The sequence below is a fragment of the Xanthomonas sp. 3793 genome (genome assembly GCF_024806835.1).
GTDB classification, from domain to species: domain Bacteria; phylum Pseudomonadota; class Gammaproteobacteria; order Xanthomonadales; family Xanthomonadaceae; genus Xanthomonas; species Xanthomonas arboricola_F.
On record NZ_JANTYU010000004.1, the window covers coordinates 343,180 to 360,557 of the forward strand.

General features: G+C 64.7%; 11 protein-coding genes. 8 read left to right on the forward strand and 3 right to left on the reverse strand.

Annotated features, from left to right (window positions below; all coding sequences use genetic code 11):
* Positions 1-49 precede the first annotated feature (49 nt).
* From FHY18_RS14975 to FHY18_RS15005, 7 genes are all read left to right on the forward strand, one after another.
* A complete protein-coding gene (locus FHY18_RS14975) occupies positions 50-865 on the forward strand; it encodes a thiol:disulfide interchange protein DsbA/DsbL (RefSeq protein WP_259156473.1) in 816 nt (271 codons plus the stop codon).
* A 49-nt stretch (positions 866-914) separates the two neighbouring features.
* Complete coding sequence (locus FHY18_RS14980) at positions 915-1,652, forward strand: endonuclease/exonuclease/phosphatase family protein (RefSeq protein ID WP_046963281.1); 738 nt, start codon at positions 915-917, stop codon at positions 1,650-1,652.
* Between the two features lie 134 nt (positions 1,653-1,786).
* The gene (gene betT, locus FHY18_RS14985) at positions 1,787-3,766 is read left to right on the forward strand and encodes a choline BCCT transporter BetT (RefSeq protein ID WP_259156475.1); all 1,980 of its coding nucleotides are present in this window, start codon (positions 1,787-1,789) and stop codon (positions 3,764-3,766) included.
* A 38-nt stretch (positions 3,767-3,804) separates the two neighbouring features.
* Complete coding sequence (gene betB, locus FHY18_RS14990; protein WP_259156476.1) at positions 3,805-5,277, forward strand: betaine-aldehyde dehydrogenase; 1,473 nt, start codon at positions 3,805-3,807, stop codon at positions 5,275-5,277.
* 148 nt (positions 5,278-5,425) lie between these two features.
* Entirely contained in the window at positions 5,426-7,096 is a 1,671-nt protein-coding gene (gene betA, locus FHY18_RS14995) for a choline dehydrogenase (protein ID WP_259156477.1), read from the forward strand.
* Between the two features lie 192 nt (positions 7,097-7,288).
* Positions 7,289-7,741, forward strand: coding sequence for a MarR family winged helix-turn-helix transcriptional regulator (locus FHY18_RS15000; RefSeq protein WP_259156479.1), 453 nt, complete (start codon positions 7,289-7,291; stop codon positions 7,739-7,741).
* Positions 7,742-7,799: 58 nt separating this feature from the next.
* Positions 7,800-9,002 carry an FAD-dependent monooxygenase gene (locus tag FHY18_RS15005; RefSeq protein WP_259156480.1) on the forward strand — a complete coding sequence of 401 codons (1,203 nt, stop codon included), beginning with the start codon at positions 7,800-7,802 and terminating at the stop codon, positions 9,000-9,002.
* A 201-nt stretch (positions 9,003-9,203) separates the two neighbouring features.
* On the opposite strand, the gene FHY18_RS15010 is transcribed toward FHY18_RS15005, so the two are convergent.
* Positions 9,204-12,080, reverse strand: coding sequence for a TonB-dependent receptor (locus FHY18_RS15010; protein ID WP_259156481.1), 2,877 nt, complete (start codon positions 12,078-12,080; stop codon positions 9,204-9,206).
* Positions 12,081-12,352: 272 nt separating this feature from the next.
* Between FHY18_RS15010 and FHY18_RS15015 the strand changes: the two genes are divergently transcribed.
* Complete coding sequence (locus FHY18_RS15015; RefSeq protein WP_259156482.1) at positions 12,353-14,326, forward strand: transglycosylase SLT domain-containing protein; 1,974 nt, start codon at positions 12,353-12,355, stop codon at positions 14,324-14,326.
* Between the two features lie 280 nt (positions 14,327-14,606).
* Here FHY18_RS15015 and FHY18_RS15020 read toward each other — a convergent pair whose 3' ends face one another.
* Together FHY18_RS15020 and FHY18_RS15025 are read right to left on the reverse strand one after the other, a co-directional pair.
* Positions 14,607-15,704, reverse strand: a complete 1,098-nt coding sequence (locus FHY18_RS15020) for a pectate lyase (protein ID WP_259156984.1) — start codon at positions 15,702-15,704, stop codon at positions 14,607-14,609.
* Positions 15,705-15,990: 286 nt separating this feature from the next.
* Positions 15,991-17,124, reverse strand: coding sequence for a pectate lyase (locus tag FHY18_RS15025; protein WP_259156483.1), 1,134 nt, complete (start codon positions 17,122-17,124; stop codon positions 15,991-15,993).
* Positions 17,125-17,378: the final 254 nt, after the last annotated feature.

Sequence of the window (17,378 nt, forward strand, 5' to 3'; positions counted from 1 at the left end):
CCCGCGGCCGTCCGGCCCTTTCCTCGCCCCACGCTGGAGATCCAATCCGATGAAGACCCGCTTCGCCCTGACGCTGATGGCGCTGCTGCCGATCCTGGTCGCCTGCAAGGCCCAGGACGGCTCGTCCGACACCGCACCTGCCGCCACCACGCCGGCTGCCGAAGCGGCGCCTGCGCCGGCCGCTACCACGCCGGCCGCCGACCCCGCCGCACCGCCTGCGGTTGGCGAGAGCGCCAGCACCCCGCCCGCTGCCGCCCCCAGCGCCGCTCCGCGCGCACCGAACGGCCCCGAGCCGATCGCCGGTACCGACTATGTGGACATCCCGGCAGGCCAGCCGTACCAGCAGGCCGCCGGCAAGATCGAAGTGGCCGAGATCTTTGGCTATGTCTGCCCCGCCTGCAACGCGTTCCAGCCGCTGGTCGGTCCATGGAAGGCCGGCCTGCCGTCGGACGTGCATTTCGTCTACGTGCCGGCGATGTTCGGTGGCCCCTGGGATGACTATGCGCGTGCCTTCTATGCCGCCGAGACCCTGGGCGTGCAGGAAAAGACCCACGAGGCGCTGTACAAGGCCATCCACGTCGACCAGACCCTCAAGGGCGAGCGCGGCAAGGACTCGGTGCAGGACATCGCCGCGTTCTACGCCAAGTACGGCGTTGACTCCAAGACCTTCATCGACACCATGAGCAGCTTCGGTGTGTCGGCCAAGACCAACCGCGCCAAGCAGTTCGCCACCCGTAGCCAGATCACCGGCACGCCGTCGCTGATCGTCAACGGCAAGTACCTGGTCAAGGGCAAGAGCTTCCCGGACATGCTGCGCATCGCCGATCACCTGATCGCGCGCGAACGCGCCACCCTGGCCAAGTGAGCCGGGCGACCGCCGCATCGTGAACGCTTCGGACTCGCGCACCCTGCGGGTGCTGACCGCCAATATCCAGGCCGGCTCCAGCACTCGCCGTTACAGCGATTACGTGACCCGCAGCTGGTCGCATGCGTTGCCGCTAGGCGCAAAGCGCACCAGCCTGGACAGCATCGCCAAGCTGGCCGGCGACCGCGACATCGTCGGCCTGCAGGAAGCCGACCCGGGCAGCCTGCGCTCGGGCTTCACCAACCAGACCCACTATCTGGCCGAACGTGCCGGCTTCCACTACTGGAGCCACCAACCCAACCGCCGCATGGGCGGGGTGGCCTCCAGCGCCAACGGCTTGCTGAGCAAGCTGGAACCGCTGGAAGTCCAGGACCACGCCCTGCCCGGCCGCATCGGCGGACGCGGCATCCTGCTTGCCAAGTTCGGGCAGGGTCGCGATGGGCTGGCGGTAGCGGTGGCGCATCTGTCGCTGGGCGCCAATTCGCGCATGTCCCAGTTGGCCTTCATCGCCGAGCTGCTCTCCGAGCATCCCAACGCGATGCTGATGGGCGACTTCAACTGCGTGGCCGACCGGCCGGAAATGCAGGCCTTGTATCGGCATACGCGATTGCAGCCGCCGAGCTGCGTGGTGCATACCTTCCCGAGCTGGCGCCCGGACCGGGCGATCGACCATATCCTGGTCAGCGACAGCCTAGCGATCGAGCACACCGAAGCGATTCCTGCCGCGTTCTCCGATCACCTGGCAGTGGGCATGGATATCCGCGTTCCGCTGCAGTTGCTGCGCTAGCGCACGCAAAGTGCCCACGGGTTCGCACTGGCGAACTCGACCGACGACACCCCCTAAACACCGCCTGTGCGATAACGCAGGCGGTTTTTCGTTGGGAGCACGTCACGTGATACGCATCGTATGAGTGCGTCGGTATGAGTGCAGTCGAGCCGCAGCCGTTGCCGGTGCGCACCTTGCGGCCGGTGTTCGTGCTGGCCGCGACGGTGGTGTGCACATTCGCCTTGCTGGTTGCGCTGTTTCCGCTGGACGCCGGCCGCGTGTTGCTGAATGCGCAGACCTGGGCCTCGCGCAACGTCGGTTGGTACTACCTGCTGGCAATGACGGTGTATCTGGTGTTCGTGCTCGGCGTGGCGTTGTCCAGCTACGGCAACATCAAGCTCGGCGCCGATCACGACGAACCGGAATTCAGCTATCTCTCCTGGGCCGGCATGCTGTTCGCCGCCGGCATCAGCATCACGCTGTTCTTCTTCTGCGTTTCCGAGCCGCTCACCCATTATCTGCAGCCGCCACAAGGCGGCACCGGCAGCGGCGAAGCGTCGGCACGGCAGGCCATGCAGTTGCTGTTTCTGCATTGGGGCCTGCATGGCTGGGGCGTGTTCGCGTTGGCGGCGATGGCGCTGGCGTATTTCGCTTTCCGTCATAACCTGCCGCTGGCATTGCGCTCGGCGCTGTATCCACTGATCGGCAAGCGCATCAACGGGCCGATCGGTTACACCGTGGATGCGCTGGGCATCGTGGCGACGGTGTTCGGCATCGGTGCGGACATGGGCTTTGGCGTGCTGCATCTCAATGCCGGGCTGAGCACCCTGTTCGATGTGCCGCATACGCACTGGGTGCAGGTCGCGTTGATCGTGGCGATGATGGGCGCAGCCATCGTGGTGGCGGTATCGGGCGTGGAAAAAGGCGTGCGCTGGATGTCGGACATCAACATGTTGCTGGCGATCGCGCTGCTGCTGTTCATGCTGTTTGCCGGCCCGACGCAATACCTGCTCAATGCCTTGATGCAGAACCTGGGCGACTACCTGGGCAGCGTGGTCGGCAAGAGTTTCGACGTCTACGCCTATGGCGGACGCGCGGACTGGCTGGGCAACTGGACGGTGTTCTACTGGGCCTGGTGGATCGGCTGGGCGCCGTTCGTCGGCCTGTTCATTGCGCGCATCTCGCGCGGGCGCACCATTCGCGAATTCGTGCTGGGCGTTTTGTTGATCCCACTGGGATTCACCCTGGCGTGGCTGTCGATCTTCGGCAACAGCGCGCTGGATCAGTTGCTGCATCATGGCCAGGGCGCATTGGCGCAACAGGCCATCGATGCGCCACAGACGGTGCTGTACTCGCTGCTGCAAAGCTATCCGTGGAGCCGCACGGTGATCACGGTGACGGTGGCGATCAGCTTCGTGTTCTTTGTCACCTCGGCCGATTCCGGCACCGTGGTGCTGTCCACGCTGTCCTCGCACGGCGGCGAGCCGCACGACGACGGCCCGCGCTGGCTGCGCGTGTTCTGGGGCGTACTCACTGCCGTGGTCACTGCAGGTCTATTGCTGGCCGGTAGCATGGACGCGCTGAAATCGGCGGTGGTGCTGGCATCGCTGCCGTTCTCCGCGGTGTTGCTGCTGATGGCATGGGGCCTGTCGCGCGCGCTGAGCGAGGAATCGCAGCGCAAGCGCGCACAGCTCCATAGCCCCAGTCCGTTGATCGGGCAGTCGCGTCATCATGGCGGCTGGCGCCAGCGGCTGGGCCAGGCGATGCACTTCCCGGCGCGCGACGAGGTCTACCGCTTCATGTACGACCAGGTGCGTCCGGCGATCGAAGCGGTGACCGCACAGCTGCAGGAAGAAGGCTGGAAGGTCAGCAGCCGGATCGACGACGGCGACATGGAAATCAGCGTCGACCACGGCGAACAGCAAGGCTTCCGCTACCAGGTGGTGATGCGCGGGTACCTCACCCCGTCGTTCGTGGCGCAACGCTTCCGCAACCAACGTTACTACCGCGCCGAAGTCTATCTGTACGAGGGCAGCCAGGACTACGACCTGGTTGGCTACAGCCGCGAACAGATCATCAACGACATCATCGATCAATACGAGCGTCACCTGCAGTTTCTGCACCTCACGCGCTGAGCTGCGTCGCTGCGGCGACCGTCCCAAGGAGGTTTGTCATGCCACGTTTCCCCGACCAGCTGCTGTACATCGGCGGCCGTTATGTTCCCGCCCGAGGCGGCCACACATTCGAAGTCGTCAATCCCGCGACCGGCGAGGTGCTGGCCAACGTGCACAACGCTGGCGCCGACGATCTGGATGCTGCGGTCGATAGCGCCAAGGCCGGCCAACGCGTATGGGCCGCGCTCACGACGGTGGAACGCTCGCGCATCCTGCTGCGCGCGGTGGCGCTGCTGCGCGAGCGCAACGATGCGCTGGCCGAGCTGGAGACGCTCAACACCGGCAAGCCGTTGAGCGAAACCCGCAGTGTGGACATCGTCACCGGTGCCGACGTGCTGGAGTACTACGCCGCCGTGTCGCAGGCATTGCAAGGCGTACAGGTGCCCTTGCGCGAGGGGAGCTTTTTCTACACGCGGCACGAGCCGCTGGGCGTGGTCGGCGCCATCGGCGCGTGGAATTACCCGATCCAGATCGCATTGTGGAAGGCCGCACCGGCACTGGCGGCCGGCAACGCGATGATCTTCAAGCCCAGCGAAGTCACTCCGCTCACTGCACTCAAGCTGGCGGAGCTGTTCACCGAAGCCGGCCTGCCCGATGGCGTATTCAACGTACTGCCAGGCGATGGCGCCAGCGTGGGCACCGCGCTGACCGAGCACCCGCAAATCGAAAAGATCAGCTTTACCGGCGGCACCGCCACCGGACGCAAGGTGATGGCCAGCGCATCGAGTTCGTCGTTGAAAGACGTGACCATGGAGCTGGGCGGCAAATCCCCGCTGATCGTCTGCGCCGATGCCGATCTGGATCTGGCTGCCGACATCGCGATGATGGCCAACTTCTACAGCTCCGGCCAGGTGTGCACCAATGGCACCCGGGTGTTCGTGCCGCGTGCGCTGCGCACCGCCTTCGAAGCGCGGCTGCTGGCACGCGTGCAACGCATCCATATCGGCGACCCGCTCGACGAACGCACCACCTTCGGCCCGATGGTCAGCGCCGCGCACATGCAGCGCGTGCTGGACTACATCGAACAAGGCAAGGCCGAGGGCGCGCGCCTGCTGTGCGGCGGCGAGCGCCTGCGCGACGGCGCACTGGCGCAAGGTTGCTACGTGGCGCCGACGATCTTCAGCGATTGCAGCGACGTGATGACGATCGTGCGCGAGGAGATCTTCGGGCCGGTGCTGAGCCTGCTCCCCTACGACGACGAAGACGAAGCGGTGACGCGCGCCAATGCCACCACCTACGGGTTGGCGGCCGGTGTGGTCACGCCCGATCTGGCGCGTGCGCACCGGCTGATCCATCGCCTGGAAGCGGGCATCTGCTGGATCAACACCTGGGGCGAGTCACCCGCACCGATGCCGGTGGGCGGTTACAAGCAGTCCGGCGTGGGTCGCGAGAATGGCCTGGCCACCCTGCAGGCGTATACGCGCACCAAGTCGGTCCAGGTCGAGCTGGAACGCTACGCATCGGTGTTTTGAGCGGCCGACGCTGCAACGCACGCCATCGCTGGATGCGTGCGTTGCGCCCAACACACGCGCTGCGCGCACCACCACATTGCCGCGCCCAGAACAGCGACGACGCAGTGCCTTGACTGCCGCAGCACCGCACACGCATCAGGAGACCACCATGCAACGCGAATACGACTACATCATCATCGGCGCCGGTTCGGCAGGCAACGTGCTGGCCGCACGTCTGACCGAAGACCCGGGCGTGAAGGTGCTCCTGCTCGAAGCGGGCGGGCCGGACTACCGGCTGGACTTCCGCACCCAGATGCCGGCCGCGCTGGCGTTTCCGCTGCAGGGCCGCCGCTACAACTGGGCCTATGAAACAGAACCGGAGCCGCATATGGACAACCGGCGCATGGAGTGCGGGCGCGGCAAGGGCCTGGGTGGTTCGTCGCTGATCAACGGCATGTGCTACATCCGCGGCAACGCGCTCGATTTCGATCACTGGGCCAAACGCCCGGGGTTGGAGGACTGGAGCTACCGCGATGTGCTGCCGTACTTTCGCAAGGCCGAAACGCGCGACATCGGCGCCAACGATTACCACGGCGGCGAGGGCCCGGTCAGCGTGGCCACGCCGAAGAACGACAACAACGTGCTGTTCCACGCCATGGTCGATGCCGGCGTGCAGGCTGGCTACCCGCGCACCGACGATCTCAACGGCTACCAGCAGGAAGGTTTCGGTCCGATGGACCGCACCGTCACCCCACGCGGACGCCGCGCCAGTACCGCGCGCGGCTATCTGGACATGGCCAGGCCGCGCGATGGCCTGCATATCGTCACCCATGCAACCACCGACCGCATCCTGTTTGCCGGCAAGCGCGCGATCGGCGTGCATTACCTGGTCGGCAACAGCAGCGAAGGCATCGATGCGCACGCGCGCCGCGAAGTGCTGGTATGTGCGGGCGCCATCGCCTCACCGCAGCTGTTGCAGCGCTCCGGTGTCGGCGCGCCCGATCTGCTGCGTGCACTCGACGTCCAACTGGTCCACGACCTGCCCGGCGTCGGCCAGAACCTGCAGGATCATCTGGAGGTCTACATCCAGTACGCGTGCACCAAGCCGGTCTCGTTGTACCCCGCGCTGCAGTGGTGGAACCAGCCTGCGATTGGCGCCGAGTGGCTGTTCGCCGGCACCGGCACCGGTGCCAGCAACCAGTTCGAAGCCGGCGGTTTCATCCGCACGCGCGACGAGTTCGACTGGCCCAACATCCAGTACCACTTCCTGCCGGTGGCGATCAATTACAACGGCAGCAATGCGGTGAAGGAACACGGGTTTCAGGCGCATGTGGGCTCGATGCGCACGCCCAGCCGCGGGCGCGTGCATGCCACCTCGCGCGACCCGCACCAGCATCCGTCCATCCTCTTCAACTACCAGTCCACCGATCAGGACTGGCAGGAATTCCGCGATGCGATCCGCATCACCCGCGAGATCATCGCCCAGCCCGCACTCGATGCGTATCGCGGACGCGAGATCAGCCCGAGCGCAGACTGCAAGACCGATGCCGAGCTGGACGCCTTCGTGCGTGCGCGGGCGGAGACGGCGTATCACCCGTCGTGCTCGTGTGCGATGGGCACCGACGACATGGCCGTGGTGGATGGCCAGGGCCGCGTGCACGGCATGGAAGGCCTGCGCGTCATCGACGCCTCGATCATGCCGCGCATCATCACCGGCAACCTCAATGCCACCACCATCATGATTGCCGAGAAGATCGCCGACCGTATGCGGGGACGGACACCGTTGCCGCGCAGCACTGCCGATTACTACATCGCCGGCGATGCACCCGTGCGCCGGTAACGATCGGCAACGAGTGAGGCCCGTGGATGCGCGACGCACTAACCCGTCGCGCATCCGTCGCAGCCCATCGCAAGGCGCTGCGCCTTCGTCGAAAGATGCGCCTTGCCGTTACGTGCCAGCCGCACTGCCCCGCCGCACGACAGCCCCTGCCGCGCGGCACCGTCGCCCGCACGCGTGGGATATGCTTTGCGCATGAACTCGGACATCCACCCGGAAGCCGCCATCGCGCCCGGCTATCTGGCCAACCATGCCGCGCGCGTCTTCAATCGCAGTGTCGACGCCCGCCTGCGCGAACACGGGCTGACCCTTGCGCTGATTGCGCCGTTGCTGCTGCTGTCGTGGAAAGGCCCGATGCTGCAGCGGGACCTGGTGCGCCACTCCGCAGTGAAACAGCCTGCCATGGCCGCGCTGCTGGACAAGCTCGAAGCGATGGCGCTGATTGCGCGCGAGGCGACGTCCAACGACAAACGCGCCGCCACCGTGCGGTTGACTGATGCCGGCAAAGACGCAGCCGCCGCCGGGCGCACTGCGCTGCTCCACTTCAATGCAGTCGGCGTCTCGGGATTTTCCAGCGAAGAAGCCGGGCTGCTGACGGTCCTGCTTGGCCGGCTGATCGCCAACCTGGAATCCGCCGCAGGCGAATAGCATCACGCATGATATTTAAGTATCATGCGTGATATACATTCACTGCAGGAGCGGCACCATGTCCCCCCGGATTCTCATCAGTGGCGCAAGCGTCGCCGGGACCACTGCAGCATGGTGGCTTGACGCCTACGGAGTCGAAGCCGAGGTCGTCGAACGCGCACCGGCGTTTCGTGATGGCGGCCAGAACGTCGACGTGCGCGGCAGCGCCCGCGAAGTGCTGCGCCGCATGGGACTGGAAGCACGCGCATTCGAACGCAGCACCAAGGAGCTCGGCACCGATTGGGTGAGCGGAGACAATCGCGTCATTGCGCGCTTCAAGGCAGACGAGTCCGACACCGACAGCGGGCCTACCGCCGACCTGGAAATCCGTCGCGGCGACCTTGCGCGCATCCTGTACGACGCCACCCGCGAGCGCGTGCCCTATCGCTTCGGCGACAGCATTCGCGAGGTTGCCCAGGACCAGGACGGCGTGGACGTCACTTTCCACAGCGGCCGATCCGCACGCTACGACGCTGTCGTGGTCGCCGAAGGCGTTGGCGCGCAGACGCGTGAGCTGGTGTTTCCCGGAGAGAACGTGCCGTACTGGATGGACATGACCATCGCGTACTTCAGCATCCCCCAACTCCCGCACGACAGTGCGTATGCCAGGCAATACAACACGGTGGGCGGACGCGGCGCGACATTGAAACCCGCACTGGACGGCAAGCTGGGCGCCTATCTCGGCCTGCAGAAGCGGCCCGAGGGCGAGAACGCGTGGAGCCCGGAGCGGCAACGGCGCTACATGCAAGCGCAATTTGCCAACGACGGCTGGGAATTTCCGCGCATTCTCGACGTAATGAAGGATGTCGACGATTTCTACTTCGACGTGCTACGGCAGGTGCGCATGCCGCGATGGTCCGCCGGCCGGGTGGTGTTGACCGGCGATGCCGCATGGTGCCCCACATCGCTGTCGGGTATCGGCACGACGCTGGCGATGGTCGGCAGCTATGTGCTGGCGGGCGAACTTGCGCAGGCCAGCGCGCCGACGCAGGCGTTTACGCACTACGAACGGATCATGCGCCCGTTCGTCAAAGAGGGGCAGAACGTCCCCAAGATCGTCCCGCGCCTGCTCTGGCCGCACTCCGCTGTCGGGCTGAGGCTGCTGCGCGGCGCGATGCGCCTGGCAGGCACCCCGCTTGTCCGACGCGTGATCAACAACAGCTTCGCGCGCGATTCCAACAGCATCGCCTTGCCAGACTATCGGCCGGTGCAGCCGCGCTGAAACGGTCGTTGTCGCCGATCGACGACAACGACGGCACGACAATGCGCCCGCGCTAAAGCGCACCGCTGCGATACGCAGGCAATCGGCGGCGCATCCCTTGCCACGACCCTGCCTGATGCGACAACGACACCTCCGCAGCGCCGCAGTTACCCGATCGGCCTGCGTGGTTCTTGCTGAAGAACCACGCAGCGCCCGGCGCCTCTAGAACTTCAGATCCGCACGCACATACCAGAAACGCCCGCCGGGGACGTCGTAAGTGGAGGCGTCGTAGCCATTGAGTGAGCACGACAGGCAGATCGGGGGATCCTTGTCGAAGACGTTGTTCAAGCCGGCGTTGAGTTGCAGTCCCTTGAGCCAGTCGAAGCGGTATCCCACCTGCGCATCGTGATAGGTGATCGCATCCAGCCGATTTGTGCCGACCGACGGATCCGAGCACACCGCAAACTCCACCGCATCGCCGCACTGCTCGGTGAGCTTGGAGATGTGGCGCGCCGTCCACGATGCGGTCCAGTTGCCCAGCGACCAATCCAGCACGGCATTGCTGGTCCACTCGGGAATCGCACTGTCGACCACTTCGATCCCCGGCCCCTGTGGCTGCCGCTGCCCGGCTGCGCCCAGTGCTTCGTAACGGCCCACGAAGGTGTTCTGCCATGACAGCTTGAAGCGGCCGAATGCGCTTTCCGGCAGCGTCCAGAACAGGTCCACGTCCCAACCATCGGTCTTGATCGAGCCCAGGTTGGTGAGCCGGTTGTTGAAGGCGTTGATGCCGCCGGTGGACGCGCGCCCGATGCCGTCGCAATACAGCGCATCCAGCGTATCGACGCACAGATCCAGCTGCGTCTGCGCGTTGATGGCCTGGATCGCGCCATCGACGTGATGGCGATAGAACGTCACCTCCATGTCCAGCCGGTCGGACCAGCTGGCGTTGCTGGCAAAGCCCGGACTGAACACAAAGCCGGCGCTAAAGCTGCGCGAGCGCTCCGGATCCAGTTGCTCGTTGCCGCCGGTGGTCACCGAAATCTGCTGGTTGGCCTGCTGGTAACCGTCCGGCACGCCCAGTGCCGCGCAGTTGGCCGCACTGCCGCGCGGCGCGGTACCGCCCAGGCCGATCGAGCAGGGATCGGACAATTGCAGATCGGCGCGCGCAGCCGAACCGAACAGCTCGCCGATGGTGGGCGCACGGAAACCTTCGGCGTAGCTGGTCCGCAACACCAGCTCATCGGTGACCTGCCAGCGCAGGCCGTACTTGGGCGTGAATTCACCGCCGAAGGTGGAGTAATCCGAGTAACGGCCGGCGATGTTCAGATCGAGCTTGTCGCCCAACGACGAGTTGGCGAAGATCGGGATGTTCAGCTCGAGATACGCCTCGTTGACGTCGTAGCTACCGGAGGTCGGCAACGACGGCACGCCGTTGTAGCGGCCGGCCACGGTGAGCGGATCGGGCTGATACGAGCCTTCGTACTTGCGGTATTCGTAACCGCCGGCAAACGATACCGCGCCGCCCGGCAGCTGGAACAATTCGCTGCTGAGGTTGGCGGTGAACAGGCTCAACTCGTTCTGGCTGCGATCGCGCACCACCGGCTGGATCCAGCGCAACATCTCCGGGGTGATGCTGCCGGCGCCGCTGAAGATATCCAGCGGCACGCAGCCGGCCACCGCCGCGCACGCGGCCGGGTCGCCCAAGGCCAGATTGATGTTGAACAGGTTGTAGCTGCCGTAGTTGGTCTGCTCGGCCTTGTTTTTGCTGTACATGCCGTTGACATCCCAATACCAGGTGCGCGCGGCCGCTTCGAACGTCCCTACCAGCCCGGTGCCGACGTACTGCGTATCCACCTGCTGTTCGTAGCGACGCGGCCCGCCTTCCACCGGACGCCGGCCGATCTGGATCAGGTTGGTGGCCGAGTTCAGATCGAACCCGAACGGATTGAACGGATTCAAGCCGGAAATCACGATGTTGTCGGCGAGCGGATTGCCGGTACCGGCATCGGGGCCGAGAAAGATCGGCTCCGGCGCGGCCTGGTTGGTCGACTCGCGGCGATTGCCCAATGCCTTGACGTACCACTGCACGTCGTCGTTGAAGTAATAGCGGAACTGCGCAAACACGCCCTTGCGCTCGGATGGTGTCAGCAACAGGTTCTGCTCGGCGAAGTTGTAGCGGTCTGCGGTGCCGAAGCAGTGATAGTCGTCGCCGCGTGTGCACCCAGCGCTGCCGTCGTATTGCGGCGTGCCCACGCCTGCATTGGGCGTGAGGTTCTGGCGCGCGCCGGTGTTCGGGTCGACGAACTGAAAGCGCCCATCCGGCGTGGCCGAGCTGCCGAAGGTCAGTCCGGTGCCCGGGATCGGAAAGCGCGCCTGCGCACGGTCGCGCGCATAGATCGGGTCCTGCTTGACGTAGCTGGCGCCCAGAAACAGGCTGAAATCCTCGCCGCTGGTGCCCCAGGCCAGGTCCACGCCCTGGTTGGCGCCATCGCCCTTGCCGTATTGACCATAGTTGAGCGTGACCTGCGCGCCGTCGAAGCTGCGCCGGGTGATGATGTTGACCACGCCGGCAATCGCATCGGAGCCGTATAACGACGAAGCGCCGTCTTCGAGCACTTCGATGCGTTCGACGATCGCCAGCGGGATGGTGTTGAGGTCGGTCGACGAGCCCACGCCCGAGGCGGACGACTCGTTGACCCAGCGGATGCCATCGACCAGCACCAGCACGCGCTTGGAGCCCAGGTGGCGCAGATCCACCTGCGCCGAACCCGCCCCCACGCCGCTGCCGTCGGGCGGAAAACCGAAATTGCCGGACGAATTGAACTTGGCATTGAGCGCCGAACCGGACGCGGTGAGCTCCTGCAGCACTTCGCCGATCGAGGTCAGGCCGGTACGTTCGATATCTGCGCGGTTGAGCGTCTGGATCGGCACCTGACCTTGCAGCTCCGCGGTCTTGATGCGGGTGCCGGTGACTTGCACGCTATCGAGCGTACGCGTGCCGGGGGCGTCGGGCTGTTGCGCCCAGGCCAGCGTGGGAATCAGACACAACGACAGCTGCACGGCCAGGCATGACCGAGACGGGGCAATCAGACGCTTCATCCTTTCTCTCTCCAGAAGGATCTTTGAGTGTCCGCACGCCCCCGTGCCCTGCGGTCCATCCCGAGTTGTAAACGAAACCTTAACGCACCGCAATCTGGCGATGCAGCACTGCGATGTGCGTCGCAGTGCGTGGTGTCTGCGCTGATGCCGACACCCGACGCATAAGCGCATCGTCCAGACGGTCGCCGCCGGGTGGCGTCGATGTGCCGCACGCTGCCGGGTGCGATACGTGTTCACTCAAGCGCTCAGGCGTGCTTCGGTATAGTCGCGCGATGACTTATTTTCCCCGTCTTGCCACTGTTTTCGTCGGCCTGTTGTGCCTTGGCAGCACTGCGCTGCATGCGCAAAGCCTGGATCCGCAATTGACTGCCATGCGCGATGCGATCGCTGCCGCAGAACGCGGCCAGTCCGATCCCGCCCAGCTCTCTGCATTGAGCCGCCATCCGCTGTACGGCTGGCTGGAATTCGCCACGCTCAAGCGCAACATCGACAATGTCTCCAACGCGCAGGCGCAGGGATTCTTGCAGCGTTACGCCGGCCAGCCGGTGGCCGAAAGCTTCCGCAGCGCCTGGTTGCCGGCGGTCGCGCGCCGCCAGGACTGGAGCACCTTGCTGGCCAACTGGAAGGCCACCGACAACCTGGGCCTGCGCTGCGCGCAGCTGACCGCGCGCCAGGCTACCGGCAGGCTGGACGCACAGTGGAGCCGCGATGCGTTGACGTTGTGGCGTAACGGCAAGGCCCTGCCCGATGCCTGCGAGCCGGTGGTGGCGGGGCTGGAGTCGCGCGGCGAACTCAGCCCGGCACTGCGCTGGGAGCGGGTGGAAGCCGCTGCCGATGCGCAGCTGCCTGCAGTGATGCGTGCGGCGGCGCGCGGCTTGCCGGCGGCCGATCTGGCACTGGCCACCGATTACGCCGCCTTTCTCGACAAGGTCCACCCGCGTGCATTGGGTTGGCCCAAGACCGAGCGCAGCCGCCGCATCGCCGTCGATGGCCTGGCCAAGCTGGCCAAGACCGACCCGGACGCCGCCGAGCAACAGCTGCCGCAGTTCGCCAGCGCGCTGGGCTTGAGCGAGGCGCAACGCGGGCAGGTGCTGTATCAGATCGCGTTGTGGACGGTGGCGTCCTACCTGCCGGATTCGGCCCGCCGGCTCAACGCGGTGCCCGATACAGCCTACGACGAGCGCCTGCACGAATGGCGCGCGCGCGAGGCGATGTCGCGCGGCGATTGGCCTGCGGCATTGGCCGCCATCCGCAGGATGCCTGCCAGCCAGCGCGCCGATTCGCGTTGGCAGTATTTCGAAGCGCGCCTCGCCGAGAAGACCGGTTCGGCGGCGGCCGCACAGCCGCTGTATCGCGCCGCTGCGCAGTCGCCGACCTTCCACGGCTTCCTGGCCGCCGACCGCCTGCAGCAGCCGTATCGGCTATGCCCGTGGGAGCCCAAGGACAGCCCGCAGGCAAAGGCCGCAGTGGCGCGCGACCCGGCATTGACCCGTGCGATTGCGTTGTTCCAGATCGATCGCCCCGGTTGGGCCGTGGCCGAATGGAACGATGCCGCCAGCCGCTTCGACGACACCCAGCGCCGCCTGGCAGTGGAAGTGGCCAGCGACAACGGCTGGTTCGACCGCGCGGTGTTTGCGCTCGGCAAACAGCCGGACGAGCAACGACTGTATTCGTTGCGTTTCCCGTTGCATCACGATGACAGCATTCGCCGCGAAGCCGCCAAGAACGCCATCGACCCGGCATGGGTTGCCGCAGAGATTCGTGCCGAAAGCATCTTCAATCCGCGTGCACGGTCGCCTGCCAACGCCATGGGCTTGATGCAGGTATTGCCCGGCACCGGCGCGGCGGTCGCCAAGGGCATCGCCCTGCCCGGCTACGCAGGTGCCGCCAGCCTGTACGAGCCGGACACCAACATCGCCATCGGCACCGCGTACCTGCGCCAGCTGCTCAATACCTACGGCCTGCCCTATCTCACCATCGCCGCCTACAACGCCGGCCCCGGCCCGACCGGCCGCTGGCAATCGCAACGGCCGGGCTTCGATCCGGACTTCTGGATCGAGACCATCAGCTACAAGGAAACCCGCGAGTACGTTGCGCGTGTGCTGGCTTTCAGCGTGATCTACGACTGGCGCCTCAACGGCGACATGCTGCCGCTGAGCGACCGGCTGATGGGCAAGCTGGTGGACAAGCGCCAGAAACCGGTGTGCACGCCTGGCCAGAGCGCGAGCAACGCAGCGCAGGACTGAGCGTACTTGCGCCGACGGGTATGGCCGCGCGGCCCAACGGTCGCGTTTGTGCCAGTGCGTTGTTCGACGCGAACTTTGCTTCATCGACGTGCGATACCGCGCCGCTTGCAGGACACGCGGCGATTGCATCGTTTGAAGCGCACTGGCGTTGCGTGCTGGCCTCGTCGACTGTTCTCAAGCGGGCATCCACGGTAACCGGGCAAACGCACAACGCCCGCATCGCTGCGGGCGTTGTGTGATGGCCTGCAGCGCTGCAACCATCGCAGCGCTGCATCGCGCGTTACAGCTTGCCGGCGCCGGCCTTGGCCTTGACGTCTGCAGCCACCTTGTTGGCAGACAGCAGGTTGTAGGTATAAGGCGGTTTCCAGCCGATGTTGCTGTTCCAGGAGCAGCTCAAGGCCTTGCCATTGAGCAGCGAGCCCTGGTCGCGGTACACGCTGCCCTTGTAATCGGCAGCGATCTTGTCGCAGCTGCTCACGCCGCTGATATCGAAGGCATTGTTCTCGGAGAAGATCTTCGATTCCTTGCCTACGCCATGCGCGTGCGAGAACGGGTAGACCTTATTGCTGGTGCTGCCCACGTGGTAGTTGTTGTACAGATGCACCTGGCCGAAACGCACCCGCGGTGCACGTGCGGAAATGTTTTCGAACAAGGTGTTGTGGATGGTCACCTTGAGCTTGCCGCTGTCGGTGCTGGACGCGCTGTCGCTGGAACCGATCAGGCTGTTCTTCTCGTGCGACTTGAATGCCGAGTACGAGATGGTCACGAAGTTGGCGCCCTTCTTGACGTCCATCGCGCCATCGTGGTGCTGCTTGGGTCGGCCATTGGCGGTGCCGTTCTGATCGTCGGTGCGACGACCATCGGTAAAGGTCACGTGGTCCACCCAGACATTGGTGGCAGCTTCCACGGTCAGGCCGTCGTACTCGGAATTCCAGTTGCCTTTGTCGCCATCGTCGGCATCCCACTTCGGTTCCGGATCCCACGGATTTTCGATGGTGAGGTTGCGCACGATGACGTCGTTGGCCTTGACGTAGAAATAGCCTTCGCGGATTTCTGCATTGGTGCCGACGCCGATCAGCGTGGTCTTGGTCGGGATATCCAGACGCGCGCGCGTCTTCATGTCAGAGGTCTTGGTGTAGGCCTTGCCTTCGCTGATGTCGATGACACCCTTGACCTTGATGATGCGCCCGTTACTGCCCGCGCCGGCCTTCAGCGCAGCCTTCAATTGCGCTGCATTGGTGACGGTATAGATGTCCGCTGCAGAGGCTTTGGAACCGCCCTTTGTGCCGCCGTTCTGGGTGGCCCAGCCGGTGGTGGCAACTTCCAGCGCAGGGTCTGCTGCATAGGCGGTGGTCGACAACAACGCGGCGCTCAACATAACGCCCACAACGGTACGTCCCACAACAGTCGATGCGTTCGACATGGTGATGAAGTCTCTTGATTGAGTGATGCGTGACACGCCGCTGCGCGGCGTGCTCCCCGTGCGTTCGCCCAGGCCAACAGGCCAGTCCCCTAGCGAACCCGGCCGATGCTAATGCTTCTGTACATTATTTAAAAGTACATTTTCAACATGTTGCACCTGCGTTTCTGGAATGGCTACGCGCCACGCGCAGCGCACGTTGTCGTGCACTGCGCGTGGCAACGTTTTCAGCAAGTGCGATCGCTTACAGCTTGCCGGCGCCTGCTTTTGCCTTGACGTCCGCAGCCACCTTGTCGGCCGACAGCAGGCTGTAGGTGTAAGGCGGCGTCCAACCGATGTTGCTGTTCCAGGAGCAGCTCAAGGCCTTGCCATTGAGCAGCGAGCCCTGGTCGCGATACACGCTGCCACCGTAGTCGGCGGCGATCTTGTCGCAGCTGCTCACGCCGCTGATGTCGAACACGTTGCGCTCGGAAAAGATCTTCGATTCCTTGCCCACGCCATGCGCGTGCGAGAACGGGTAGACCTTATTGCTGGTACTGCCCACGTGGTAGTTGTTGTACAGATGCACCTGGCCGAAACGCACACGCGGTGCACGTGCGGAGATGTTCTCGAACAAGGTGTTGTGGATGGTCACCTTGAGCTTGCCGCTATCGGTGCTGGAGGCGCTGTCGCTGGAACCGATCAGGTCGTTCTTCTCGTGCGACTTGAACGCGGAGTAGGAAATGGTGACGAAGTTGGCGCCCTTCTTGACGTCCATCGCGCCATCGTGATGCTGCTTGGGTCGGCCATTGGCGGTGCCGTTCTGATCGTCGGTGCGGCGACCATCGGTAAAGGTCACGTGGTCCACCCAGACGTTGGTGGCGCCTTCCACGGTTAGGCCGTCGTACTCGGAATTCCAGTTGCCGGCGCTGCCGTCATCCGGATCCCAGACCGGCTCCGGGTCCCACGGATTTTCGATGGTGAGGTTGCGGATGATGACGTCGTTGGCCTTGACGTACATGTAGCCTTCGCGGATCTCGGCGTTGCTGGTGATGCCGATCAAGGTGGTCTTGGTCGGGATATCCAGACGCGCACGCGTCTTCATGTCCGAGGTCTTGGTGTACGGCTTGCCTTCGCTGACATCAATGATTCCGCTGATCTTGATGATGCGCCCGTTGCTGCCCACGCTGGCCTTCAGCGCGGCCTTCAGCTCGGCGGCATTCTTGACGGTATAGATGTTGGCAGCGGCGGCCTTGGAGCCGCCCTTGGTGCCGCCGTTCTGTGTCGCCCACCCAGTGGTTGCCACTTCCAGCGCTGGATCGGCGCTTGCAATGCCGGTGAGCAGCAACGACCCGACAAACAGCGACGCGGCGGCCGCCGTCGAAAATTTCGGCTTCATCTTGATGTCTCCCTCGAATGGGTTCGATACGCCGCGTGGCGGCGCATCCCTCGTCTAGCGACTGCGGAACGTACTTTTCATCTCTGTAATGTTCAGTTCCGCGACACGGATACTAGGAGCATCGCAATCGCTTGTATCTAGGCAATGCATCGATGTGCACGCGCAGTCACGCAAACGGTTGCGAGACACCACAGAGAAGACAAAACGTTGTAATCAAGACATGCGGAGACAGCGCCAAGGACACTGCAGCGCAG